Here is a 23228-nt window from a genome sequence, read left to right as displayed (position 1 = left end):
TATGAACCTAAGGGATGCAGCCCGGCCGCATCCCTTAGCTCTTTACTTATTCACCTTTGGCGTTGGTACTTTCAAATATTTTATCAGCAGAGGCTGCTACAAAACCTGTGTACATCTTTCCATCTGGCAGTTCATAACGCTTAGCAAATTCATAAAAACAGCTTGGGATCAGCGCTGTTTCATCCGAAAAAGCCACCTCAATACGATCCGCCATGGTTGAAGACTGCTCCAGATAAACCTCTGGGGAACCTTTGATTTCGCCCCCAGAGGTATTCAGCTTAAAGCCTTCCTGTTTCAGCTTGTCATTGACATCCTGTAGCTGCTCATAACCCGGTAAGCGGTTCACGCTGACGGTGAAGTGATTGGCGCAAAAACCAAAAGCACTCATCCAGGCCGCATATTCGCTTTCTTCGAGCAGCATTTCATAGACTTCATGGCTGACCTGCCAGTGAGTACCTGAATACAGAAACTCAGTTTTTTCCACTTCTCTGGGATCAATAGAAGCCACCATGTCTGCTATAGCACGCTGCGCCTGTTCGGAGAACTCTTCTACCAGCAATTCACTAATAAAAATCTTTGGGTAATCCGGATTTAAATGCTCGTAATGCTTAGCTCGCAGCTTCTTTGCTTCAAAGTGATAATCGCCGTTGGCGAAATAGCCCATATTTTCAAAAATTTCGGCCAGTTTCTCCAGGCGCACAGGCGCAATATTAAAGGTTCTGAAAGCAACGTGATCATTGATGATCTCCGCACCCTGCCCCAGTACCTGATGCACTTTGGGGGCTGATGGCGTTTTACTGATGTAATCCTGCCACAGGTTAGTAAAAAAATGTTCGACCTGTTCTGAAAGATGTTCTTGAGACATAAAAATAAGTTCCTGTTCGTTTAGCCGCGGCCATTACGCGCTTCGCTTAAAGTTTCAGACACCAGAAATGCCAGTTCCAGTACCTGATCAGCGTTTAAGCGCGGGTCACACTGAGTATGGTAACGTTTAGCCAGATCTGCTTCGCTAATCCGGTAAGCACCACCGGTACATTCAGTCACATCCTGACCAGTCATTTCCAGATGTATACCACCGGCATAACTGTTTTCAGCTTGATGCACCGCAAAGAATTGTTTTAACTCCCGAATAATAGCATCAAAATTACGTGTTTTAAGCCCGCTCTCCGCTTTTACTGTGTTGCCATGCATAGGATCGCTCGACCAAACCACCTGCCGGCCCTCTCGCTGCACACGACGAATTAAAGCAGGCAGTTTCTCGGCCAGAGCGTCGGAACCCATACGAGTTATCAGCGTTAGACGGCCCGCGACATTGCCTGGATTTAACACATCCAGTAACTTCATCAGTTCATCCGGGGTCATACCCGGCCCAATTTTAACCCCAATCGGATTATGAATGCCGCGGAAAAATTCAATATGGGCATGATCCAGCTGTCGTGTTCGCTCACCGATCCAAAGCATATGAGCCGAACAGTCATAAGGCAGTCCAGTTAGCGTATCCACACGTGTCAAAGCTTCTTCATATGGCAATAGCAAGGCTTCGTGGGAGGTGAATAATTCAGTTTCGTGAATGGTTGGGTGACTCTGCGCATTAATACCCAACACCTCCATAAAGCGCAGCGATTCCTGAATCTGCTCAGCTACCTTCATGTATTTGTCTTTTAACGGATTGGTAGAAACAAAATTCATATTCCACTTGTGAACCTTATGAAGGTCGGCCAGGCCGCCCTGGGCGAAGGCTCGTAGCAGGTTTAACGTCGCTGCAGAATGATGATAAGCGGTCAGCATCCGCGCCGGATCCGGAACCCGGGCCTCAGCATTAAAATCCAGTCCATTGATAATATCACCACGATACGTGGGCAAGCTTACGCCGTTAACCACTTCTTCATTACTGGAACGGGGTTTCGCGTACTGGCCTGCCATACGGGCGACTTTGGTAACCGGGCAATTGCCCGCGAAAGTAAGTACCACAGCCATTTGCAGCATAACTTTAAAGGTATCTCTGATTTTAGGCGCATTGAAGTCCTGGAAAGACTCTGCACAGTCACCGCCTTGCAGAAGAAACCCTTTACCTTGGCAAACTGCTGCAAGATGCTGTTGTAAGCGACGGCTTTCCTCGGCAAAAACCAAAGGTGGATAACTCTTTAACTGTTGCTCTGTCTGCTTCAATACATCCACCGAAGGGTATTCAGGCTGTTGCTGAATGGGTTTGTCGCGCCAGCTTCTTGAGCTCCATGAAGTCATACTACTGCACCTGTGGTCAGGACCCGTTTTTCAAAATAGGTCGAACAATGAAAGAAAAGTTATAACTAACACATTATTAAGACCACCAATGTATAAAGTTATGTGACTAAAAGCAATCTCGAAAAGCTGTATTAACGCGGTCTGGGTACGTTTATAACCTCACCCAGGCGGCCGTATTGAATACCGCCTAAACGTGCCAGTGGATCTACAGCTTTAGGATCAACCTGTAAACGCTCGCTAGATTCGCCTTTGCTTTTCTCAATCCGTTTTATGCTGGCGCAGTCGTCAGCAATGAAAATCTTTTCTACATGCCCAAATACCAGGCTTTGCGGAGCGCCTTTGACCGCTTGAATATCATGCAGGCGACAGCCAAAAGCTACGGCACAATCCCTTAATCGGGGCAACGCGAAACCGTCAAAGTCGGTGGTAGCCATTTTTATATGTTCAAGTTCAGAGTCTTCTGCCGGTATGGTTCGTGAAGATTCAGTGACGGCATGAGCATGACGGAAAGATGGAATATGGACCACAAAATAAGGGCTCTGTGCGATATTGACCTTAGTGTCCTTGCCCTCACCCGTGTTTTTGTCCCCCACGGAGAACATCAACAAAGGCGGTTCACTGGAAACCGCGGTAAAATAAGAGAATGGAGCCAGATTGTAATGCCCTTTAGCATGCTCTGACAGAACCCAGGCAATCGGCCTGGGCAATAGAGTCTGTACCGTTGCATGGTATATTTGCTGGGCGTTCATGTCGCTGGTCTGTAGAATCATTTAATACCTCGTTGCAACGCCTGAATACGCTTTTCTATGGGTGGATGACTGAGGAACAGTTCGCTTCTTGCTTTCTTCCCTTTAATCCCAAAAGCCGCCATGTTGCTATCCAGTTGAGACTCCCGGCCCTGCCCTAAACGACGCAAAGCGGAAATCATCTTATCGGCCCCTACCAGCTTAGCAGCGCCAGCGTCGGCTCGATATTCGCGGTAGCGGGAAAAATACATCACGATGATACTGGCCAGTATGCCAAAAACGATTTCCAGCACAATAACAATGCCATAATAGGCAAAACCACCGCCGCCCGCTCGTCCGCCGCCTTGATTACCGCGCAGTGCATTGTTGATAAAACCGGCAACGACCCGGGCCAGGAAAATTACAAAGGTATTCACCACCCCCTGAATCAAAGTCAGGGTGACCATGTCACCATTGGCTACGTGGCTGACCTCATGAGCCAGCACGGCTTCAACCTCATCTTTATTCATGCTTTGTAAAAGCCCGGTAGACACCGCGACTAAAGAATTGTTTTTGCTCGGTCCGGTAGCAAAAGCATTGGGTTCCGGAGACTGATAAATAGCCACTTCAGGCATTTTAACACCGGCCTTACGAGCCTGATTTTTGACCGTTTCTACTAACCAGCGCTCAGTTTCATTACGCGGCTTTTCGATAACCTGGGCGCCCGTTGTACGTTTGGCCATCCATTTTGAAATCAGCAGCGAGATAAAAGAACCACCGAAACCGAAGATAGCAGCAAATACAAGCAAGCCACTGTAGGTATCAAAACTCACGCCCAGCACAGACATGACGATATTCATGACCACACTCAAAACCAGAATGACGGCCAGGTTGGTACCTAAAAATAAAAGAATGCGTTTCATCTTTTGTGTCCTCGGTTAATGCTGTTGCTATAGCCTTGATATAGGGGCACCTCAGATCCTTCTCAAGCTTTGAGTTTCAATGAGAGGCCCGTTAAGCTATAGGCAATTCGGAATTTAAGGGAACATAGCAGCATGCAGCAACAGTTATTATTAATCAGTAGCTCAAAGGCCGGGCACAGCGATTATCTGGAACACGCTAGCCATTGGTTAACCGAGCACTTTAAGCAGCGCGAAGTACTTTTCATCCCTTATGCTGGGGTTACCCAAAGCCATGCGGCTTACAGCAAACGGGTTGCTGAAGCCCTGGCGCCAGCCGGGGTTAAACTGCGCGGTATAGAAGAGTATGCAGACCCGAAAGCGGCTGTCGAACAGGCCGAAGCTATCGCGATCGGCGGCGGCAATACCTTCGTGCTGCTTAATTTACTGTATAAATATGGTCTTTTAGATCCCATTCGCCGCAGAGTGGCAGAAGGCATGCCTTACGCGGGCTGGAGTGCGGGCTCTAATATTGCCGGCATGAGCATTCGTACCACTAATGATATGCCCATAGTGCAGCCTCCTTCATTTACAGCGCTTAACCTGTTGCCTTGCCAGCTCAACCCCCACTACATCGATGTGAACCCGCCAGGGCATCATGGCGAAACCCGCGACCAGCGTCTGGCTGAGTTTATGGTGCAGGATTCACATAGCGCTGTATTAGCGATTCGTGAAGGCACTGCGCTTAAAGTGAGCGGTAAACGCATGCAGTTGCTGGGCAAAAAAGACGGTTTTGTTTTTCGCAGTGGTCAAAAGTTCACTCTTAAAGCAGGTCAGAACTGTTCGCAATGGCTGTAAAAAGCCTTTCGCGCAAAGAAGCTTCCAGTCGTGCGGCTGGATAGTCCCTGATATACCCCAGGCTGCCGAGATAAGGGCAGCCTGAATTTTGTCGCAAATATTCAAGATTCTGTTGCCAATACGGCATAGGCTGTTCGGTTAACTGATTCGCAATCCAACCAATAACCGGAATTCCTTGTGCCCGCATAGCCTGAAGACTAAGTAACGCATGATTCAGACAGCCAAGTTTCATACCCACTACGAGAATGACAGGCATCTGCGCCTGTTGCACAAACTCAGGCATCTGGAAACTTTCACTTAAAGGTAACTGCCAGCCTCCTGCACCCTCGGTCAGAATAAAATCAGCGTGGTAACCCTGCAACTTTCTCCACTGTTGCCATAGTCCATCTTTGGTAACTTCCACACCCGCTTCAGCGGCAGCTATGTGAGGCGCTATAGCAGGTTCAAAAGCAAAAGGATTGACCTCTGCATACGGCTGTTTAACGGAGCATTCCGCCATCAGTTGAAGCGCATCGGCATTGTAAGGAGCACAGCCAGAAGCGACAGGTTTAAAAGCGATTGTTTTTTGCCCAGTCAACGAAAACTCCCTTAGAATAAGGGCTGCAGCCATGCTTTTACCACTGTCGGTATCAGTTCCTGTGACAAAAACACACTTTGTCATGATTTTTTATCATCCATGCGCAATTCAATAAGTCCTATCTGGTAATGCAAAGGCAGGCCATCCTCAGTGCTGTGCTTTTGATAAAGGTGAGCAAGTTTTCGCAAGGTTTCACGACGAAAAGGCTTGCTGTTAGTGTTCGCCCGATAACTGGCCCCTACTCCTTTTATGCCCTGCAGTACTTGAGCAATATCCGGGCTGAATACAGAGAACTTCTGCTGGCGTAAACTCAACGTCTGAAAGTGCGATTGCTGATTAAGCAATAGACGCCACTCCTCCAGAGTCAGTTGTGGATTTTGTCTGGGCACGCCATCAATCTGTTGCAGGCAATCCATTAAGGGTTGCATGCTGTCAGCCAGGATAGTACTGATTAGAATCTGACCGCCTGGTTTAACCACCCGCTGCAGCTCACTCAGTAAGGTCGGTAGTGAATTGCACCATTGCACAGCCAGGCTGGAAAAAACGGTATCAATACTGTTGTTTGCTAAGGGGAGCTGTTCAGCATCGCCTTGCAGATAAAGTCCAGGTACCTCATTTAACTTAGCCTGCGCAAGCATTTGCGTACTGATGTCCAGGCCAACATAGTGCTCACATTGCTGTGCAATGCGCTGACTGTTACTACCAGGGCCGCAGCCCAGATCGAGAATACAAGGAGCTGTTGTTAACTGGCGCAGCAAGCTTTCAGCCACCTGGCTTTGCAGGCTGTTAAAGCGTTGATAATGAGCCGCTGCACGGCTAAAGTGGCGGGCTACCCGTCGTTTATCATATTCAAGCGTCATTTTGCAGAAACTCCGGGTGCTGCTCATGAATGCGATCAAGCTGGGTAAATAAATATTCTATATCGGACTCCGAATGAGCCGCGCTAAGAGTAAAGCGTAAGCGGGATTGCTTAGGGGGCACTGTAGGTGGCCGTATTGCACTGCAGTAAACACCTTGTTTCTTAAGGGCTTCACTGTAAGCGACCGCTTTTTGGCTGCTACCTATCAACAGTGGTTGAATCGCAGTGTGTGAAGGCAACAAGCTCAATTCACGCTGGCTGGCCAACTCCCTGAATAGCTTAATATTGAACTCGAGTTTCTGTTGCAATTCGTCGTCTTGCTGAATAATGGATAACGCCTGCAAAATAGCGCAGGCCTGGGCGGCACTGAAGGCTGTGCTGTAAATATAATGCCGTGAACACTGTATGAAATAATCCTCCAGCTCTGAGGAGCAAGCCACGTAGGCGCCTGAAAGCCCAAAGGCTTTACCAAAGGTACCACTGACAATAGCGATGTCCTGCTGTGAGGCCATGCCAGCGATGCCCGCCCGGCGTGCACCGGTAACACCTACTCCATGGGCGTCATCGATCCATAACCAGCTCTCGCGGTCACTCTGACGACGGTGTTCTTTCAGAGTGTGCAGGCATTCAGGCAAAGCTATCTGATCCCCATCCATGCTGAACACCCCTTCGCTCACCACTAAGGCATCCTGTTCAGGTGTCAGTTGAGTAAGCTGCTTTGCCAGCATATTCATATCGTTATGACGAAACCTTAATAAAGTGCTCGCAGAGCTTTGAGCGCCGTCGTACAACGAGGCATGGTTGAGCTTATCAAAAAGCAAAGTGCTGGATGTTGAGCTCAATGCCTGTAAAACCCCGCTATTGGCGGCGTAACCACTGTTAAATAACAACACCCGGTCACGTTGCATCCAGTCTGCCAGACGTTCGCTCAGTTCCTCGTGTACTGAGGTATGCCCACAAATCAACGGGCTGCCACCTGAGCCACAGCCGTACTCAGATAAACCACGCTGAAAAGCGGCTATCACATCAGGGTGCTGGCTTAATCCCAGATAATCATTACTGCAAAAATGCAGCCCTGACCGGTCACCGTAGCCATATTCGGTGCGGAGCTCGCGGAGCAGGCCCTGTTCGCGCCGACTGGCGGTATACTGGGAAAAACCACTGAGCGACATGCTGCTTAGCGTTCCATAGCATCATAAAACAAAGGCGTTCTCTCAGGCTCACGGGCTTTTTCTATCGCTTCGTGGGCAACCTGACTGTGCACTTCATCAGAATAATCTTCTCTTTGTTCAGGGGTAATACCTAAACGTTTAAAGAGCTGCTGATCTTTATCTGCATCCGGGTTACTGGTGGTTAGCAGCTTTTCACCATAGAAAATCGAGTTGGCTCCAGCCATAAAACACATCGCCTGCATTTGCTCGTTCATATCTTCACGGCCTGCCGATAAACGGACATGAGACTTAGGCATCAGAATGCGAGCGACCGCAATGCAACGCACAAATTCAAAAGGATCCAGATCTTCAACGTTTTCCATAGGCGTACCTGCTACTTTCACCAGCATATTTATAGGTACGCTTTCTGGTGGTGTTGGTAAATTCGCCAATTGCATTAACAATCCGGTGCGATCTGAGGCTTCTTCACCCATACCAACAATCCCGCCTGAGCAGACTTTCATGCCAGCTTCACGCACATTATGCAGAGTATCCAGGCGATCACCGTGGGTGCGGGTGGTTATGATCTGATCGTAATACTCCGCTGAAGTGTCCAGATTATGATTGTAATAATCCAGACCCGCTTCCTGCAAAGCGGCAGCCTGGGTTGGGCTTAACATACCCAGCGTCATACAGGTTTCTAAACCAAGCTCTCTGACGCCCTGAATCATTCTAATGATATAGGGCATATCCCGATCTTTCGGGTTTCGCCAGGCTGCCCCCATGCAAAAACGACTGGAGCCTATGTCTTTGGCTCGTTGTGCTGCCTCCAGCACCTTTTCCACTTCCATCAGGCGTTCTTTTTCTAGGCCTGTGTCATAACGTGCGCTTTGCGGACAGTATTTACAGTCCTCTGGACAGGCACCGGTTTTAATGGAAAGCAAAGTGCTTACCTGTACTTCATTTGGATTGAAATGCTCACGATGCACCTGCTGTGCTTTAAACATCAGGTCATTAAAAGGCAAAGCGAATAAGTCATCGATCGCCTGGCGTGTCCATCGGGGCGCGGTCGCGGTCTGCTGAGTCATGCTGGATCCTGTACTTTTAGTGTGGTTTTCTCGACTAGCTTAAACGCAGCAGTTAAACTGTCAACCAATTAGAAGCAATAAAGTTAACCTATGTATAAAAACTGCACAGAAAGCGACCTTGAATTTGATCAACACCATATCTGGCACCCTTATACTTCGCTGCTTAACCCATTGCCCTGCTACAGCGTTAAAGAAGCGGCTGGTGTTCATCTGACTCTGGAAAGTGGCGAACAGCTGATCGATGGCATGTCGTCCTGGTGGGCTGCTGTACATGGCTACAACCATCCGCAGCTTAATAACGCGCTACGTGAACAAAGCGAGCGGATGAGCCATGTGATGTTTGGCGGTTTAACTCATAAACCGGCCATAGAGCTTTGCAAACGCCTTGTGGCTATGACACCAGAGCCTCTGGATGCGGTCTTTCTTGCCGATTCAGGTTCGGTCAGTGTCGAAGTGGCAATAAAAATGGCGCTGCAATATCAGGTCAGCCGCGGTACCAGTCACAAAAATAAATTGCTGACTATTCGCAGTGGTTATCATGGCGATACCTTCGCCGCTATGTCGGTATGCGATCCAGTTAACGGTATGCATGGTCTGTTTAAGGGCGTATTGCCCGAACACATTTTTGCCGACGCTCCCCTGCTGAGCCCCAGTGATGAATGGGACGAGAGCGATATACAAAGCTTTAAGCAACACCTGGAAGAGCAGCATGCGAGCATTGCCGCGGTTATTCTGGAACCTGTAGTTCAGGGCGCGGGTGGCATGCGTTTTTATCATCCTATGTATCTTAAGCGGGTGCGTGAGCTTTGTACTGAATTTGATGTGCTGTTGATAGCTGATGAGATTGCCACAGGGTTTGGCCGTACCGGAAAACTCTTTGCCTGTGAACACGCAGAAGTGACTCCTGACATTATGTGCGTGGGTAAAGCCCTGAGTGGCGGTTATATGACGCTGGCAGCAACTATCGCCAGTCGTGACATCGCAGAAGTCATTGGTCGTGGACCCGGAGGCGGCGCGTTAATGCATGGGCCTACTTTTATGGGCAATCCGCTGGCTTGTGCTGTAGCCTCTGCAAGCCTGGATATTATCGCGACTGGTCAATGGAAGCTGCAGGTCAGTGCTATAGCTGAGCAATTAGCACGTGAGCTTGCGCCCTGCGAAGCGCTTGATAGTGTACATCAGGTACGTTGTTTTGGTGCCATTGGCGTGGTTGAAATGAAAGAGGCGCTGGATGTTGCTAAGACCCAGAAATTGCTGGTGAAAGCCGGCGTCTGGATACGGCCCTTTGGTCGGCTACTGTATGTAATGCCACCTTATATCATCAGTAGTGCTGAGTTAAGTCAGCTGACAGCGGCTATGTTTGACGTATGCTGTCATGCTGAGAACTTAAGCTGACAGGTGAAAGGTCATTAGCGAATGCTTAACAGAAAATACAGACCCGTTCCGAGAGACGCCAGAATCAGGATCATTAAATTAATCCAAACGTGAGTCCGGCGCTCACTATACAGATAAATATTAAGCGCCAGAGCAATCAACGATAACAGTAACCCGATACTGAGCAGCGCAAAAAACAGACCGCCCAGTGTTGGGTTCCATTCGGTTTGCACAGAGAGCCCAAAAATGCTGTCGTAAATATTATCAGGGTCGGGCCGCGCGAAATGAAATACAGAAAGTGCCGCAATATAAAACACCCAACCAATAATACTAAGCGTTCCCAGAACCTTATTAAGGGTCCGCAAGGACGCTGACTTTGTAGTAGTCATGTTTTTTCCTTGTTTTCGCAGCTTTTATGCCGCCTGCTACTTGAGTCTAGCGCAAAGCGCGGTAACATAGCAGCCCCATTATTAAAACATTTAAAAACCTACACCGGAGTAGAACATTCATGCAATACGCTGCTGTAAAGGAAGTACTGGCGGGACGCTATGCTATTGGCGATACCGTGACGGTACGCGGCTGGGTCAGAACACGTCGCGACTCAAAAGCGGGAATTTCATTTGTTAACGTGCACGACGGTTCCTGCTTTGACGCTGTACAGGCAGTTGCTGCCAATGACCTGGCGAATTACAGTAGTGAAATTCAAAAACTGACTACCGGCTGTTCAGTTGCGGTAACCGGTCAGGTTGCTGAATCTGCAGGTCAGGGTCAGGACTTTGAATTGCAGGCGACAGCAATAGAGGTGTTGGGCTGGGTTGAAGACCCTGATACCTACCCTATGGCGCCGAAACGCCACAGCATGGAATATTTACGCGAGTATGCGCACCTGCGTCCGCGTACCAACGTAGCCGGTGCGGTAACCCGTGTGCGTCATTCTCTGGCACAGGCCGTGCACCGCTTTTTCCACGAAAAAGGTTATTTCTGGATTAGTACACCTATCATTACTACCAGTGATGCCGAAGGTGCTGGTGAACTATTCCGTGTTTCCACTCTGGATATGATGAACCTGCCCCGTACCGATAAGGGTGATATTGATTACACTCAGGATTTCTTTGGCAAAGAAGCTTTCCTCACAGTTTCCGGTCAGCTTAACGTCGAGGCTTTTGCTTCATCGCTGTCGAAAGTATATACCTTTGGACCTACCTTCCGGGCTGAAAACTCCAACACCAGTCGTCACCTGGCTGAATTCTGGATGATTGAGCCTGAACTGGCTTTTGCTGATCTGGAAGACATTGCCAGCCTGGCTGAAGATATGCTCAAGTACGTCTTTAAAGCGGTACTGGAAGAGCGTCCGGACGACATGGCTTTCTTCGCTCAGCGCATTGACAAAGAAGCCATCACCCGTCTGCAGCACGTTGTGGATAACGATTTTGTGCATATGGATTACACCGATGCGGTAGAAATCCTGCAAAATTGCGGTAAAACGTTTAACTACCCAGTGTCCTGGGGCGTTGATTTGCAGTCAGAGCATGAACGTTATCTGGCAGAAGAACATGTAGGTGCTCCTGTTATTCTGAAAAACTATCCACGAGACATTAAAGCCTTCTACATGCGCCAGAACGAAGATGGCAAGACAGTAGCGGCGATGGACGTTCTGGCCCCTGGTATTGGCGAGATCATTGGTGGTAGCGCCCGTGAAGAGCGCCTTGATGTACTGGACGATCGTTTAGCGGAAATGAACCTACCTGCAGAAGAATACACCTGGTATCGCGACTTAAGACGTTACGGCACTGTACCTCATGCTGGTTTTGGTCTGGGTTTTGAGCGTCTGGTGGCTTATGTGACCGGTATGCAGAATATCCGTGACGTTATCCCCTATCCGCGTTCTCCTAAAAATGCCGATTTCTGATACCAATTGGTAATAAAAAATGGCCTGCTGTGCAGGCCATTTTTTTGTCTTTATTTTACAACCAGAACTCGAGGCCGGTTTCGTCGCAGTTATAGCGGCGCGGACAGAGTTCACAATCTTTCATAACTTTTTCCGGCCATTTGTTTTTATCGGTTTCTTTAAACCCTAAACGACGGAAGAAATCAGCAGCACGGGTCAATACTATAACCCGTTTAAAGTGCAGCTCCCGGGCTTTACCCATTAAGAAATGCACCACCGCAGCACCCAGACCTTTGCCTTCAGTACCTGGTTTTAAACCCAACGAGCGAATCTCGGCCAGTCCGGTACCGTAAACATACAGAGCAGCGCAACCGACTACTTTATGATCCTGCTCGACTACAGCAAAGGTATGAATTGCCTGCATAATATCGGCTTTCGGTCGAGGCAGATGTTCGCCCTTTCCCGTCCAATAGGTAATCAGCTCATAAATGTCATCAACGTCAGATAAACGCGCCTGCCGTACTTGCTTAAGCTCCGCCTTTTCTGCGTTGAACTGCACTGAAGCGCGGGTCAGCGCTTGTTTAACCTGGGTTCGGGAAGTACCCCCTAAAGCATTTCTGGCAGCCAGCCCGGATTCCGTTGACAGCAGTTCATAGACCGAATCTGTGATATCTGGATTGATCTTATGAAAATCCTTTAACGAAAGTTCCTGCAAAGCCACTTCTTTATCAATGGCCAGCAGCACTAAACGACCGCTTTGTTGGTGTGCGTCGCGAAAAGGTACGCCCAGACTCACCAGATAATCAGCAAGATCCGTGGCATTGCTATAACCTAACTCCGCCGCTTGCAAGCAGGCTTTTTCGTCCACTTCTATATGTGGCAGACTATAACTTATAATATCTAATGACTGCTGCCATTGCACACAGGCATCAAAAAGACCTTCTTTGTCTTCCTGCAGATCCTTATTGTAAGCCAGCGGCAAACCTTTCAGCGTCATTAACATAGCATTCAGATGCCCGCTAACGCGTCCGGTTTTACCCCGCACCAATTCAAACACATCCGGGTTTTTCTTTTGCGGCATCAACGACGAGCCGCTACTGATAGCGTCGCCTAACTTGAAAAAACCGGCTTCGCCGGAGCTGAAAAAAACCACATCTTCTGCCAAGCGCGACAAATGCACCATACTGAGGCTGGCTACGCTTAAAAACTCCACCACAAAGTCACGATCAGACACGGCGTCCAGGCTATTAGCACAGGCTGATTCAAATTCCATTTCCCGGGCCAGTAATTCACGATCAATATTAAGTCCTGTGCCCGCCAGCGCGCCGCAACCTAAGGGAGATTCGTTCATGTGGTGCAGAGCACTCTGTAAACGTTTATGGTCGCGCTGCAACATTTCTACATAGGCCAATGCCCAGTGCGCAACCAGTACGGGCTGGGCGCGTTGTAAATGGGTGTAGCCCGGCATACAGGCGTCTTCCCAGCAGTTGGCAAAGTTTAATAAAGCGCTGATAGTTCCCAGCAATGACTGCTGAATGCTTTTGCTTTGTGCTTTTAACCATAAGCGCAAGTCGGTCGCGACCAGGTCATTACGGCTACGTCCAGTATGTAACTTACGTCCCACCGCCCCTAACTTCTCCTGCAGTTGTTGCTCTACCCAGCTATGAATATCTTCAGCGCCATCGCGAACCGGCCGATCCGGTTGCTCCTCAAGCTCAACCGCTAGTTCATCCAGGCCGCGATTAAGAGCGCCCGCTTCATCAGAGGTAATAATGCCAGCATGGGTCAATGCCGTTACCCAGGCTTTAGAGGCCACTATTTCATAGGGTGCCAGCACATAATCAAATGGCAGTGAATCATTAAAGTGACGGAATAGCTCCGCTGTGGGCGCTTCAAAGCGCCCGCCCCACATGCTCATCAATGACCTCCTTTATGCAATGCCCGGATACGACTGGGCAAGCTGTGCAGCCGGATAAAGCCAGCGGCGTCTTTTTGATTGTAGACCTCATCGTCTTCGAAGGTAGCGAAGGCTTCCGAATAAAGGCTATGAACAGAGCTGCGTTGAATGACACTGGCCTGGCCTTTGTAGAGCTTGAGTACCACTTCGCCACTAAGCACTGCGGCCAACTCTTTAGCCGCGGCTGTAAGCGCAGAACGCACCGGAGTGAACCAGTTACCATCGTACAATACCAGTGCCAGCTGTTGGCCCAGATAATGGCGTAGCTGAGTGCTGGGACGATCAAATACCAGTTGTTCCAGGCCTTGCAGAGCACGCCACCATAAGGTTCCACCCGGAGTTTCGTAACAACCTCTGGACTTCATGCCTACCAGGCGGTTTTCCACAATATCAATGCGGCCCACGCCATGTTTGGCTCCCAGGTCATTAAGTTGTGTCAATAACTGGGTCAGACTGCCTGATTCTCCATTAACGGCGGTCAATACGCCCTGCTCGAAACTCAGGCTGACCTGTTCAGGCTGTTCCGGAGCCTGTTCGGCACTAGCCGTCCAGGTCCAGACCTTATCGGTAGGCTGCTGCCAGGGATCTTCAAGCTCACCACCTTCATGGGAAATGTGCCAAAGGTTGGCATCCCGGCTGTACATTTTTTCTTTAGAGGCAGCACAAGGGATCTTGCGTTCCTCAAGGAAATCCAGCAAATCCTGACGTGAGCGATACGGCCATTCACGCCATGGGGCTATGACTTTAAGCTGCGGCGCTAAAGCCGCATAGGTACCTTCAAAACGCACCTGATCGTTGCCTTTACCCGTGCACCCGTGTGCCACGGCATCAGCGCCGGTTTTAAGTGCAATTTCAACCTGAGCGCGGGCAATAACCGGTCGTGCCAGCGCAGTTCCCAGCAGATAGTCACCTTCATAGATGGCGCCTGCCTGCATACTGGGCACTATCACCTGTTGCAGCATTTCTTCCTGTAAGTCGACGACATAACAGGCGCTGGCGCCGGAGCTCTTAGCTTTCTCTTCAATATTTTCCAGTTCACTGGCACCCTGGCCTACATCGGCAACAAAAGCGATGACTTCACAATCGTAGGTTTCTTTTAACCAGGGCACTATAGCCGAAGTATCCAAACCACCCGAATAGGCTAAAACTACTTTTTTTATGCTCATAACAAATTCCCGTTAAACAAAACCATTGAATAAATAATGTAATAGCGCTTTTTGCGCATGCATGCGGTTTTCGGCCTGTCGCAAAATCACCGAGTGTTCACCGTCCATCAACTCATCGGTGATTTCATCTCCGCGATGAGCGGGCAAGCAATGCATGACGGCGGTTGCTCCGCTTGCTTCAAGCAATTGCTGATTGAGCTGAAATGGCTGTAAGTATTGTTTCTTCTCAGCACTATCCTGCTCTCCCATAGAAATCCAGGTGTCCGTGTAAAGCGCATCAACCGGACCTAGCTGAGCAGGATCATTCAGCAGAGTCACCTGGTGGTTTTTAAATGTCTCATCCAGTGTTTGCATGATCTGCTTGCTCGGGCCATAGGTTTTTGGTGTCACCACCTGTAGAGGCATGTTCAAAGCAGCGGCTCCGAGCATCAGTGACTGACAAACGTTATTGCCATCCCCCAGGTAAGCCACTTTCAGCACACTGAGATCCTCACCAAAAACTTCCTGTAAGGTCAGCAAATCGGCAAGCGTCTGGCACGGGTGATGAATATCGCATAAAGCATTCACCACACTGATCCCGGCTGTGCTCAGTTGTTGCAGGGTGTCATGCTGAAAAACCCGCGCTACTATGGCGTGAGTCCAGCACGCCAGGTTGGCAGCAATATCCTGTACGCTTTCACGTTGGCCTGGACCCACCATATTGGCGTCCAGGTAAACAGCATGACCACCTAACTGATGAATCCCCACTTCAAAACTAACCCGGGTACGTAAACTGGGCTTTTCAAAAAGCAAGGCAATGCTTTTGCCTTCAAGCGAATGCACATACGCTTCAGGGTTCGCTTTTATCTGCTGCGCCAGTTGCAGGCATTGCTGAATAGTACTGGCATCAAGATCAAGCAAAGATAAGCAGTGCTTAGGCTTGGTCATAATAAATATCCTGTATAAAAAATTGATTGCTATGAGACTAGAATTCGGGTCCCGTAACTCAGACCCTGAAGTACGGCGGCTAACTGCTCGGGTTGATCCCAACCAGCTACCGCGGTGGTTCGTCGGGAAAGACGCGCAGCTTGCAGCGCAGCTTCTAATTTGACTCGCATACCACCGTGAACGGTATTATCAGCAATCAGCTGGGCAGCCAGTTCACTATTGATAGTATGCAAAGATTCGCCGTCAGCGGTCATAATGGCGGGCACATCGGTAAGCAATAACAAATCCGCTTTGAGCACCGCAGCGACAGTCGCCGCCGCTAAATCAGCGTTTACATTCAATAGTTGTCCTTGATCCCCCTGCCCTATGGAAGAAATAACCGGCGTCAGGCCATTGTTTAGCAGCAGTTGCAGATAGTCAGGGTTTGAATTTTCAGGCACAGGAATACCCACAGCACCACGAGTGTGGTCCTGTGTTAACGCGCACCAGTTAGCGTCCAGTAAGGAGCTCCCCACAGCACGCAGACCGGCCTGATTTGCTGCCGCCGCCAGCTGACTGTTAATAGCTCCGGACAGCGCACCGGCAATTAACGGCATATCCTCATCCAGCGTAATGCGCATACCATGTTCTTTCAGCACGGGTCTGGACCAGGTGGTCAGCCAATTGTCTATCAGACTGCCTCCGCCATGCACCAGCACACAAGACCGTTCTTTCTTAATGGCTTTCACAGCCAGTAACAGGCGCTCCAATAACGCGCTGTCATTTAAACCTGCGCCGCCTATTTTGATCACTACCGGCGCAATACTCATAGCATAACTCCACTGGGCTGAGGCCAGCCGAATTTATGATTAGCCGCCTGCAGCGCCTGGCTGGCTGCCCCTTTGAGCAGATTGTCTATCGCCGCACTGATCACGATATTGGAACCTTGTACAGCCCAGTAGATGTCGCAAAAAGGAGTGTTTTCTACCTGAGCGATTTTTGGCGGCGTTGCGACTAGGCGAATAAAAGTCTGATTCTGATAATACTGCTGAAAAGCCTGTTCTACCTGAGCCGGGGTTACCCCTTTGCCAAGACGTGCAGAACAGGTGGCGAGTATGCCTCTTTTAAAAGCGCCCAACTGTGGGGTGAAGATAACTTCACGACCGAGGTTCTGAGCAATTTCAGGTTGGTGACGGTGACTGAGCACAGCATACGCGCCCAGACTAACTGAGCAGAAGCTATTGTTGAGGGTTGCCTGACGACCTGCCCCGGATACGCCGCTCGTTGCTGTGATCACCGGAACCTGCTGCTCGCACAGTAAATTCTCTCTAATTAAAGGAGCCAGCGCTAGCGTGGAAACTGTTGGATAACAACCGGGGACGCTGATTAAGTTATTCAATTCAGCGTCTCCAATCAATTCCATTAAACTGTAACTGGCATCTTGCAAATATTCCGGACTGGGATGCTTAAAGTTGTAAAATTCTGGGTATTTATTCAGTTCCTTCAGCCGAAAAGCCCCGGATAAGTCAACCACTACGACTCCAGCCTGCAGAAAGTAAGGAGCGAGTTTAGCACTGGCTTCATGAGGTAAAGCGAGAAACACCAGCTCAGGCAATGGGTCCTGATCAATATTCTGGTCCCGCCATACTTCGAGATCAATATTTACCACTGTAGCTAGTTCAGGGTATAGCTCAGCTAATGGTTTTGCATTAGCAACTGAGGAAGCAAACGCCCGGGATAACTGAAGGTAAGGATGACGGTTAATTAAGCGGCAGAGCTCAGCGCCGCTAAAGCCACTGGCGCCTATCACCCAGGCACTGGTCTTCTGGTTTACTGTCATGGCCATACCTACTCCTTAAATCAGGAGTGACAGCATAACCAATAGGAAAAAGAACGTAAAGAATTTTTATGCTATTTTATTAGATTTTTATTCACACTAAATATCCACCTTCCCACGACTGAATATTGATTTTGTTTTCTCTGGTTTTATCGGTGTCGGCACCGCTGGCGTTCCAACATATAGGAAAGCCATGATCTCATCTTCATCCCGCACTCCGAGTGCTTTTTTTACCAACGCGGACTGTGCATAATGGCCGCTGCGCCATATGGCACCATAACCCAGCGCAAAACATGCTTGTTGCATGGCAAAAGCAGCGCAGGCAGCGCTTGCGGCCTGTTCAATAAATGGCACCATCTGATGCTCCTGAAAACAGGTGCTGACCACAACAATAAGCGGAGCCCGCAACGGCAACTGCGCAGCGCGTTCTTTATCGCGGTCGGTAAATGCTTCCTCCCTCGCTGCCGCAGTGGCAAAAGCACGCCCTAAATCTGCGCGGTCATCACCACTAAACAACTGGCATCGATACGGAGTCAGGTTCATATGATCGGGCACCCGCAATGCAGCTTTCTTAATAATAGCCAGCGCTTCAGGATCGGGACCCGGCGCAATCAGTCGAGGCATCGACGAGCGTTGTGTAAGTAGCTCCAGAGCATCCATATACTATGGCCTGAGGTGAACAAAGTTGCCGCTAACCATAGCAAAAGTAGTACCAGCACAGCAAATTCAAATGTTGCTAATTGTTACAAAGTTTCACGTGTTTGCACTGTTTAACTCAGATACACTATGTGTCTGTCATTAAAATTACAGCTGTGGTTGTAAAAACGGGATAACCATCATGAAGTTTTTAAGAAAAATTCTGAGCGCCATTTGGCGCGTTATAAATGCTTTTCGTAAAGTCGTTTTAAATATTGTCTTCTTCCTTATTCTTTTCATGGTTCTGGCTGTTCTCATGAGCAGTGAGGATATTGTTGAAGTGCCTCAGGATGGTCTGTTGGTATTAAATCCCTCAGGGATTCTGGTTGAACAGGAAACCTACATTTCTCCTGCGGATCTTTTTTTCCAGCAGGCATTTAACTCGCAACCTGAAATACCTGAAGTCAATATATACGAACTGATAGGCAGCATAGACAGTGCCGCTGAAGACGAACGTATTGGTGGTCTGGTATTAGATCTGCGTAATCTGCGCGGGGGCGGGTTAAGTAAACTAAAGCTGGTAGGTGAACATCTGGATGCTTTTCGTCAAAGCGGTAAACCCGTCATCGCGGTTGGTGATTATTACAGTCAGAATCAATATTACCTGGCCAGTCATGCAGACACCATCTATATGAACCCTTTGGGAGCGGTAAGCTTAGACGGCTTTCATTACAACCAGATGTACTTCAAATCTATGCTCGAAAAGCTCAAAGTGAATCAGCATATATTTCGGGTGGGTAGTTATAAATCAGCGGTTGAACCTTTCATGCTCGACTCTATGTCGGAAGAAGCCCGCGAAGCTAACGAAGCCTGGTTGAATGAACTCTGGACGCAGTATTTAAATGGTGTTCAGAACAATCGCGACCTGGCTCCCGAAGTTACCTCAGGCTTGATTGAGGACTATCTGGCACTTTACCAACGTGCCGGCAATAACCAGGCGGAAATGGCGAAACAGGCAGGCCTGGTCGATGAATTAAAAGTACGTAACGAGATGCGCAATGAACTGATTAATCTTGCGGGTTATGACAACGATAAAGAAACCTATCGGCACATTACTTACCAGGACTATTTACGGACTCTGGATTCTGAAAAACAGATGTCACCGAAAACTAAGTCGCATGATAACCAGATCGCTATCATAGTAGGCCGTGGACCTATTCTCGACGGTCATCGCCGGGCCGGAGAAATTGGCGGGGATAGTATGGCTGAAGAGCTGCGTAAAGCGCGCCTGAATGATGATGTGAAAGCGGTTGTCGTGCGTATTGACAGCCCTGGTGGTAGCGCCTTTGCCTCAGAAATCATTCGCCAGGAAATACTCCATTTGCGGGAGGCTGGCAAACCAGTTATAGCGTCCATGAGTTCCACAGCTGCCTCTGGTGGTTACTGGATAGCGGCGGGTGCTGATGAAATTATTGCATCACCAAGCACTATTACGGGCTCTATAGGCGTGTTTGGACTGTTTGTAACGCTTGAAGACAGCCTGGCTGAACTGGGCATTTATTCTGACGGTGTTTCCACTACCGAGCTTCCCAGTCTGGACTTAACCCAGCAACTGGACCCGGCAGCAGAATATTTACTGCAAAGTTCAGTTGAAGACATTTATCAAAAGTTTCTGCAACTGGTCGGTGATGCCCGCAATATGAGCGTTGAAGACGTCCATGAAATTGCTCAGGGGCGCGTCTGGACGGGTCAGGCAGCACTAGATAATGGTCTGGTTGATGCTTTAGGTGAAGTGAATTTAGCAATTCAGGCCGCGGCCACTATGGCGGAATTAGAAGAAGGTTCGTTTAGCGTGCACTGGCCAAAACAGTCGTTGTCTCCGGGCGAACAATTTATGAAAGAGCTGTTTGGTACAGCTTCAGCCTGGTTACCGTCACGGGAAGTGCATACACCTTCTGGTCTGGCTGAGCAGGCATTATTACAGTTATGGCAGGATGTGCAGATACTCAACCAGTTCAACGACCCTGACGGCACTTATATTCGTTGTCTGGAATGTCGGGTAGATTAATGGGAATGCCTCGTAAACGTATATATATCGCTTATACTGGCGGCACCATTGGCATGAAGAAATCGGCGCAGGGATATATTCCTGCGCCCGGTTTTCTGACTGAGACAGTGCGCGGGTTACCCGAGTTTCACCGTCAGGAAATGCCCGAGTTTGTAATTCATGAATACGATCCTCTTATGGATTCTTCAGATATGGAGCCGGCAGACTGGCAACTTATCGCCGAAGATATTCAGAGCAACTATGCAGATTACGATGCTTTTGTCGTTTTGCATGGAACAGACACCATGGCGTATACAGCCTCTGCTCTGTCTTTTATGTTTGAGGATTTAGATAAGCCCGTAATTATTACGGGTTCACAAATTCCCCTGGCGACGCTACGCTCAGATGGTCAGGTGAATCTGCTGAATGCATTATATATCGCTGCTTATTACCCCATTCATGAAGTTACCTTATACTTTAATAATCGTCTCTTTCGCGGCTCCAGAGCTACAAAAGCCGATGCAGATGGCTTTGATGCTTTTGCTTCGCCTAACTTCCCAGCGCTACTGAAAGCTGGCATTCAGATTGAGTTAATAGCCGGTAGCCTGAGTAAGAACACTAGTCACAAGCTGAACGTACAGTCTGTGACTCCGCAGGATATCGGGGTTGTCACCCTTTATCCTGGAATGAACTCAGCGCTTATTGACAGTCTGGTTCAGCAACCAATCAAAGCATTGATATTACTTAGTTATGGTGTCGGTAACGCACCGCAGAACAGTGCTTTAATTGATAGCCTGAAAAAGGCAATAAAACAGGGAGTGGTAGTTATTAACTGTACTCAGTGCTTCAAAGGCACAGTTAATATGGAAGGTTATGCAACCGGCAATGCGTTGGCTGATATTGGTGTTATAAGTGGTCATGATATGACCATCGAAGCCGCCCTGACTAAACTCCACTACCTGCTAAGTAAAGAGTCGGATAGTAGTGCTATCCGACTCCAGTTGACCGAAAATCTGCGGGGTGAGTTATCCAGATCTGGTCGCGTTAGCAACCGCAGCCTGGTTAGTCCGTCTCAGTAAAAACCTGATTACGGCCTGCGTGTTTTGCTGCGTAGGCCGCTTTATCAGCACGTCGAAGCATGTCCATAGCTGATTGATCATCGCCACGTAAATTAACCATACCCACACTTGCCGTTACCTGAGGAAGATGTCTTTCTGCTGAAATACCGGCAATATGATTGACTAACTCGTTAGCAATTCGCTCGCCCTGTTCCACCGGGCAGCCGGGTAAAACAAGAATAAACTCATCACCCCCCAGGCGACCAACCCAGTCACTATCACGGGTAAACTGGCGCATCACCAAAGCGACTTTTTGTAACACCCAGTCACCTGCTTCATGCCCTTCGTAATCATTAACTGCTTTAAAGTTATCCAAATCTAAAACCAGCAAAATCAGATCGGAACGTTCCTGACGAGCATCCTGAAATGCCTTAACCATAGCTTGTTCAATGCCGCGGCGATTGAGTAAACCTGTCAGTTTATCTTCATTCGCGGCACTACGCAGTTCTGCTACCTTCTGCTGATGTTTGGTAACGTCATTAATAGTACCGACATGACCAATGCAGATATGATCCGCAAATACCGGTTCAGTATGCACCTGCAACCAAATGACTTCCCCGTCTAAACGGCGCAGCTGCAGGTCCACGGACATGGGCACATTGTATTTTAGTGCTTCTTTCCAACGTTCAATCAGACGTTCCCGGTGCTCTTCAGCAATATTATTTAAAATGCTTGAGCTTTTTAGCTCTTCAGGTGGAAAGCCCGTAATTTCAACTGTACGTTCATTGGTGTATTCAATTTTACCGGCTGTATCCGCCATAAATAAACCAGCCGCCGAAGTCGCCAGAATAATGTCGAGGTAAGCCTGACGTTGCTGCAGGGTTTGTTGGTTGGCTTCATTCTGGGCCAGTAAGTCGTTAAAGCGGGAAACTACCTGCCGCAACTCCTCAATACCGGGTTCTGTTAGCTGGTGAGCTCGCCCTTGCTGAATATCAATAACCTCGCCCTGCAATACATTTAAGGGCCGCAAGTAGGCACGCAAAATCCAGCTCAGCAGAGACAGACTAATCAGCAAGGAAATAAGACCTACAATGACTTGCACACGGCGCAACTCATAGGCAGGCTGCATGGCTTCTTCCAGGCTCAACACCGCTCCCAGGATCCAGCCGCTGTTACCGAGCTGGCGCATAGTTTGCAGCGTTGTTTTGCCGGTACTATCCGTAGTCTCTCCAACACCTTGCCAGCCCTCATGTATGGCACTATCCAGCAGCGAATTTTCGCCGGGAGGAAGACGCTCAAGAATCAAACGACGATCCGGGTGCGCTATAATGGTTCCATCATTAGTAGAGATAGCGACGTAGCCATGATCCCCTACCCGAGTGGAAGCAATCCTGTTGAGTACCGTGTTGTCATATAGTGAGAACATGCCAATAACAGCACCCATAAAGTCACCCTCTGAATCAAACATAGGAACTACAGCGTTAACAATAGGTTCCTGTGTGTAATAAGAGCTTTCTGGCTGGCCAATAAAATAGCCTCCAGTCTCGGAAGCACGTCGAAACAGTTCACGACTGGCAATATTTAAACGTTCCTGCACGGCACCTAAACGAGGCCATTCATCGACTACATCGCCGTTGCGATTGACCACCCAGACATGATCAAAGAGCTGACGTAACGCAGAGTCGTCAGCCAGACTCGGGTGGTCATTGGTTTCCCAGCGCTGCAGGTTCTTAGCCAGGTTAGTCAGGCTCTCCTGGCGGGTTTGCAAAACCAGTTCAAGAGAGGTTCTGAATACATCAGTAACCTGTAGCAAACGATCCTCGGCATGTTTATACAGGGCTTCTTCCTGTACTTTTATAGATACTGAAAGCAAAGCAAACAGGACCAGGCACATGCTTAACGCGAAAGTCAGGTATAGGCGGGTTGATAAACGTTTAAAAAATGCGTTCACTCATGGT

At 48.8% G+C, this 23228-nt stretch carries 21 protein-coding genes; 5 read left to right on the top strand and 16 right to left on the bottom strand.

Annotated features, from left to right (window positions below; all coding sequences use genetic code 11):
* Positions 1-46: 46 nt before the first annotated feature.
* From CWE09_RS02765 to htpX, 4 genes are all read right to left on the bottom strand, one after another.
* Positions 47-865: a DUF1338 domain-containing protein gene (locus CWE09_RS02765; RefSeq protein WP_126802455.1), complete on the bottom strand. Its 819-nt coding sequence runs from the start codon at positions 863-865 to the stop codon at positions 47-49.
* 20 nt (positions 866-885) lie between these two features.
* The gene (locus tag CWE09_RS02760) at positions 886-2244 is read right to left on the bottom strand and encodes a class II 3-deoxy-7-phosphoheptulonate synthase (protein ID WP_126802454.1); all 1359 of its coding nucleotides are present in this window, start codon (positions 2242-2244) and stop codon (positions 886-888) included.
* 131 nt (positions 2245-2375) lie between these two features.
* Positions 2376-3014 carry a flavin reductase family protein gene (locus CWE09_RS02755; protein WP_126802453.1) on the bottom strand — a complete coding sequence of 213 codons (639 nt, stop codon included), beginning with the start codon at positions 3012-3014 and terminating at the stop codon, positions 2376-2378.
* Positions 3011-3892, bottom strand: a complete 882-nt coding sequence (gene htpX / locus CWE09_RS02750) for a protease HtpX (protein WP_126802452.1) — start codon at positions 3890-3892, stop codon at positions 3011-3013. The genes CWE09_RS02755 and htpX overlap by 4 nt, the downstream gene beginning before the upstream one ends.
* A gap of 132 nt (positions 3893-4024) precedes the next feature.
* Between htpX and pepE the strand changes: the two genes are divergently transcribed.
* Positions 4025-4726, top strand: coding sequence for a dipeptidase PepE (gene pepE, locus CWE09_RS02745; RefSeq protein ID WP_126802450.1), 702 nt, complete (start codon positions 4025-4027; stop codon positions 4724-4726).
* Here the strand turns inward: pepE and bioD are convergent.
* Genes bioD through bioB form a run of 4 tightly spaced genes read right to left on the bottom strand, consistent with a single transcriptional unit; the run spans position 4692 to position 8401 of the window.
* Positions 4692-5387: a dethiobiotin synthase gene (gene bioD, locus CWE09_RS02740; RefSeq protein WP_126802448.1), complete on the bottom strand. Its 696-nt coding sequence runs from the start codon at positions 5385-5387 to the stop codon at positions 4692-4694. The genes pepE and bioD overlap by 35 nt on opposite strands.
* A complete protein-coding gene (locus CWE09_RS02735; protein ID WP_157982792.1) occupies positions 5384-6163 on the bottom strand; it encodes a methyltransferase domain-containing protein in 780 nt (259 codons plus the stop codon). The genes bioD and CWE09_RS02735 overlap by 4 nt, the downstream gene beginning before the upstream one ends.
* On the bottom strand, positions 6153-7334 hold the full coding sequence (locus CWE09_RS02730; RefSeq protein WP_126802444.1) for an aminotransferase class I/II-fold pyridoxal phosphate-dependent enzyme: 1182 nt from the start codon (positions 7332-7334) through the stop codon (positions 6153-6155). Before CWE09_RS02730 ends, CWE09_RS02735 begins: the two co-directional genes overlap by 11 nt.
* A gap of 5 nt (positions 7335-7339) precedes the next feature.
* Positions 7340-8401: a biotin synthase BioB gene (gene bioB, locus CWE09_RS02725; protein ID WP_126802442.1), complete on the bottom strand. Its 1062-nt coding sequence runs from the start codon at positions 8399-8401 to the stop codon at positions 7340-7342.
* A gap of 90 nt (positions 8402-8491) precedes the next feature.
* Here bioB and bioA point away from each other — a divergent pair, with 90 nt between their 5' ends.
* Positions 8492-9796 carry an adenosylmethionine--8-amino-7-oxononanoate transaminase gene (bioA, locus tag CWE09_RS02720; protein ID WP_126802440.1) on the top strand — a complete coding sequence of 435 codons (1305 nt, stop codon included), beginning with the start codon at positions 8492-8494 and terminating at the stop codon, positions 9794-9796.
* 14 nt (positions 9797-9810) lie between these two features.
* Here bioA and CWE09_RS02715 read toward each other — a convergent pair whose 3' ends face one another.
* The gene (locus tag CWE09_RS02715; RefSeq protein WP_126802438.1) at positions 9811-10164 is read right to left on the bottom strand and encodes a hypothetical protein; all 354 of its coding nucleotides are present in this window, start codon (positions 10162-10164) and stop codon (positions 9811-9813) included.
* Positions 10165-10283: 119 nt separating this feature from the next.
* Here CWE09_RS02715 and asnS point away from each other — a divergent pair, with 119 nt between their 5' ends.
* A complete protein-coding gene (gene asnS, locus CWE09_RS02710) occupies positions 10284-11684 on the top strand; it encodes an asparagine--tRNA ligase (protein WP_126802436.1) in 1401 nt (466 codons plus the stop codon).
* 55 nt (positions 11685-11739) lie between these two features.
* Here asnS and argH read toward each other — a convergent pair whose 3' ends face one another.
* The 6 genes from argH to CWE09_RS02680 form a co-directional block, all read right to left on the bottom strand.
* Complete coding sequence (argH, locus tag CWE09_RS02705; RefSeq protein ID WP_126802434.1) at positions 11740-13581, bottom strand: argininosuccinate lyase; 1842 nt, start codon at positions 13579-13581, stop codon at positions 11740-11742.
* Positions 13581-14786: an argininosuccinate synthase gene (locus CWE09_RS02700; RefSeq protein ID WP_126802432.1), complete on the bottom strand. Its 1206-nt coding sequence runs from the start codon at positions 14784-14786 to the stop codon at positions 13581-13583. The genes argH and CWE09_RS02700 overlap by 1 nt, the downstream gene beginning before the upstream one ends.
* Before the next feature lie 12 nt (positions 14787-14798).
* Positions 14799-15713 carry an ornithine carbamoyltransferase gene (gene argF, locus CWE09_RS02695; protein ID WP_126802431.1) on the bottom strand — a complete coding sequence of 305 codons (915 nt, stop codon included), beginning with the start codon at positions 15711-15713 and terminating at the stop codon, positions 14799-14801.
* A gap of 29 nt (positions 15714-15742) precedes the next feature.
* Positions 15743-16522, bottom strand: a complete 780-nt coding sequence (argB, locus tag CWE09_RS02690) for an acetylglutamate kinase (protein ID WP_126802430.1) — start codon at positions 16520-16522, stop codon at positions 15743-15745.
* Positions 16519-17538 carry an N-acetyl-gamma-glutamyl-phosphate reductase gene (gene argC / locus CWE09_RS02685; RefSeq protein ID WP_126802428.1) on the bottom strand — a complete coding sequence of 340 codons (1020 nt, stop codon included), beginning with the start codon at positions 17536-17538 and terminating at the stop codon, positions 16519-16521. The genes argB and argC overlap by 4 nt, the downstream gene beginning before the upstream one ends.
* Before the next feature lie 90 nt (positions 17539-17628).
* The gene (locus CWE09_RS02680) at positions 17629-18189 is read right to left on the bottom strand and encodes a nitroreductase family protein (protein WP_126802426.1); all 561 of its coding nucleotides are present in this window, start codon (positions 18187-18189) and stop codon (positions 17629-17631) included.
* Between the two features lie 178 nt (positions 18190-18367).
* Between CWE09_RS02680 and sppA the strand changes: the two genes are divergently transcribed.
* Positions 18368-20233, top strand: coding sequence for a signal peptide peptidase SppA (gene sppA, locus CWE09_RS02675; RefSeq protein ID WP_126802425.1), 1866 nt, complete (start codon positions 18368-18370; stop codon positions 20231-20233).
* Between the two features lie 5 nt (positions 20234-20238).
* Complete coding sequence (gene ansA / locus CWE09_RS02670; protein ID WP_126803895.1) at positions 20239-21291, top strand: asparaginase; 1053 nt, start codon at positions 20239-20241, stop codon at positions 21289-21291.
* On the opposite strand, the gene CWE09_RS02665 is transcribed toward ansA, so the two are convergent.
* A complete protein-coding gene (locus CWE09_RS02665; RefSeq protein WP_126802423.1) occupies positions 21275-23221 on the bottom strand; it encodes a sensor domain-containing diguanylate cyclase in 1947 nt (648 codons plus the stop codon). The two genes, ansA and CWE09_RS02665, sit on opposite strands and share 17 nt — an antisense overlap.
* Positions 23222-23228: the final 7 nt, after the last annotated feature.

This window comes from Aliidiomarina minuta (assembly GCF_003987145.1).
GTDB classification, from domain to species: Bacteria; Pseudomonadota; Gammaproteobacteria; order Enterobacterales; family Alteromonadaceae; genus Aliidiomarina; species Aliidiomarina minuta.
This window is presented reverse-complemented; position numbering and strand designations above follow the sequence as displayed.

What these genes read in the sequence shown, in the direction of transcription:
- CWE09_RS02765 (WP_126802455.1), bottom strand. Translation starts at nt 865, where the DNA reads ATGTCTCAAGAACATCTTTCAGAACAGGTCGAACATTTTTTTACTAAC.
- CWE09_RS02760 (WP_126802454.1), bottom strand. Translation starts at nt 2,244, where the DNA reads ATGACTTCATGGAGCTCAAGAAGCTGGCGCGACAAACCCATTCAGCAA.
- CWE09_RS02755 (WP_126802453.1), bottom strand. Translation starts at nt 3,014, where the DNA reads ATGATTCTACAGACCAGCGACATGAACGCCCAGCAAATATACCATGCA.
- htpX (WP_126802452.1), bottom strand. Translation starts at nt 3,892, where the DNA reads ATGAAACGCATTCTTTTATTTTTAGGTACCAACCTGGCCGTCATTCTG.
- pepE (WP_126802450.1), top strand. Translation starts at nt 4,025, where the DNA reads ATGCAGCAACAGTTATTATTAATCAGTAGCTCAAAGGCCGGGCACAGC.
- bioD (WP_126802448.1), bottom strand. Translation starts at nt 5,387, where the DNA reads ATGACAAAGTGTGTTTTTGTCACAGGAACTGATACCGACAGTGGTAAA.
- CWE09_RS02735 (WP_157982792.1), bottom strand. Translation starts at nt 6,163, where the DNA reads ATGACGCTTGAATATGATAAACGACGGGTAGCCCGCCACTTTAGCCGT.
- CWE09_RS02730 (WP_126802444.1), bottom strand. Translation starts at nt 7,334, where the DNA reads ATGTCGCTCAGTGGTTTTTCCCAGTATACCGCCAGTCGGCGCGAACAG.
- bioB (WP_126802442.1), bottom strand. Translation starts at nt 8,401, where the DNA reads ATGACTCAGCAGACCGCGACCGCGCCCCGATGGACACGCCAGGCGATC.
- bioA (WP_126802440.1), top strand. Translation starts at nt 8,492, where the DNA reads ATGTATAAAAACTGCACAGAAAGCGACCTTGAATTTGATCAACACCAT.
- CWE09_RS02715 (WP_126802438.1), bottom strand. Translation starts at nt 10,164, where the DNA reads ATGACTACTACAAAGTCAGCGTCCTTGCGGACCCTTAATAAGGTTCTG.
- asnS (WP_126802436.1), top strand. Translation starts at nt 10,284, where the DNA reads ATGCAATACGCTGCTGTAAAGGAAGTACTGGCGGGACGCTATGCTATT.
- argH (WP_126802434.1), bottom strand. Translation starts at nt 13,581, where the DNA reads ATGAGCATGTGGGGCGGGCGCTTTGAAGCGCCCACAGCGGAGCTATTC.
- CWE09_RS02700 (WP_126802432.1), bottom strand. Translation starts at nt 14,786, where the DNA reads ATGAGCATAAAAAAAGTAGTTTTAGCCTATTCGGGTGGTTTGGATACT.
- argF (WP_126802431.1), bottom strand. Translation starts at nt 15,713, where the DNA reads ATGACCAAGCCTAAGCACTGCTTATCTTTGCTTGATCTTGATGCCAGT.
- argB (WP_126802430.1), bottom strand. Translation starts at nt 16,522, where the DNA reads ATGAGTATTGCGCCGGTAGTGATCAAAATAGGCGGCGCAGGTTTAAAT.
- argC (WP_126802428.1), bottom strand. Translation starts at nt 17,538, where the DNA reads ATGGCCATGACAGTAAACCAGAAGACCAGTGCCTGGGTGATAGGCGCC.
- CWE09_RS02680 (WP_126802426.1), bottom strand. Translation starts at nt 18,189, where the DNA reads ATGGATGCTCTGGAGCTACTTACACAACGCTCGTCGATGCCTCGACTG.
- sppA (WP_126802425.1), top strand. Translation starts at nt 18,368, where the DNA reads ATGAAGTTTTTAAGAAAAATTCTGAGCGCCATTTGGCGCGTTATAAAT.
- ansA (WP_126803895.1), top strand. Translation starts at nt 20,239, where the DNA reads ATGCCTCGTAAACGTATATATATCGCTTATACTGGCGGCACCATTGGC.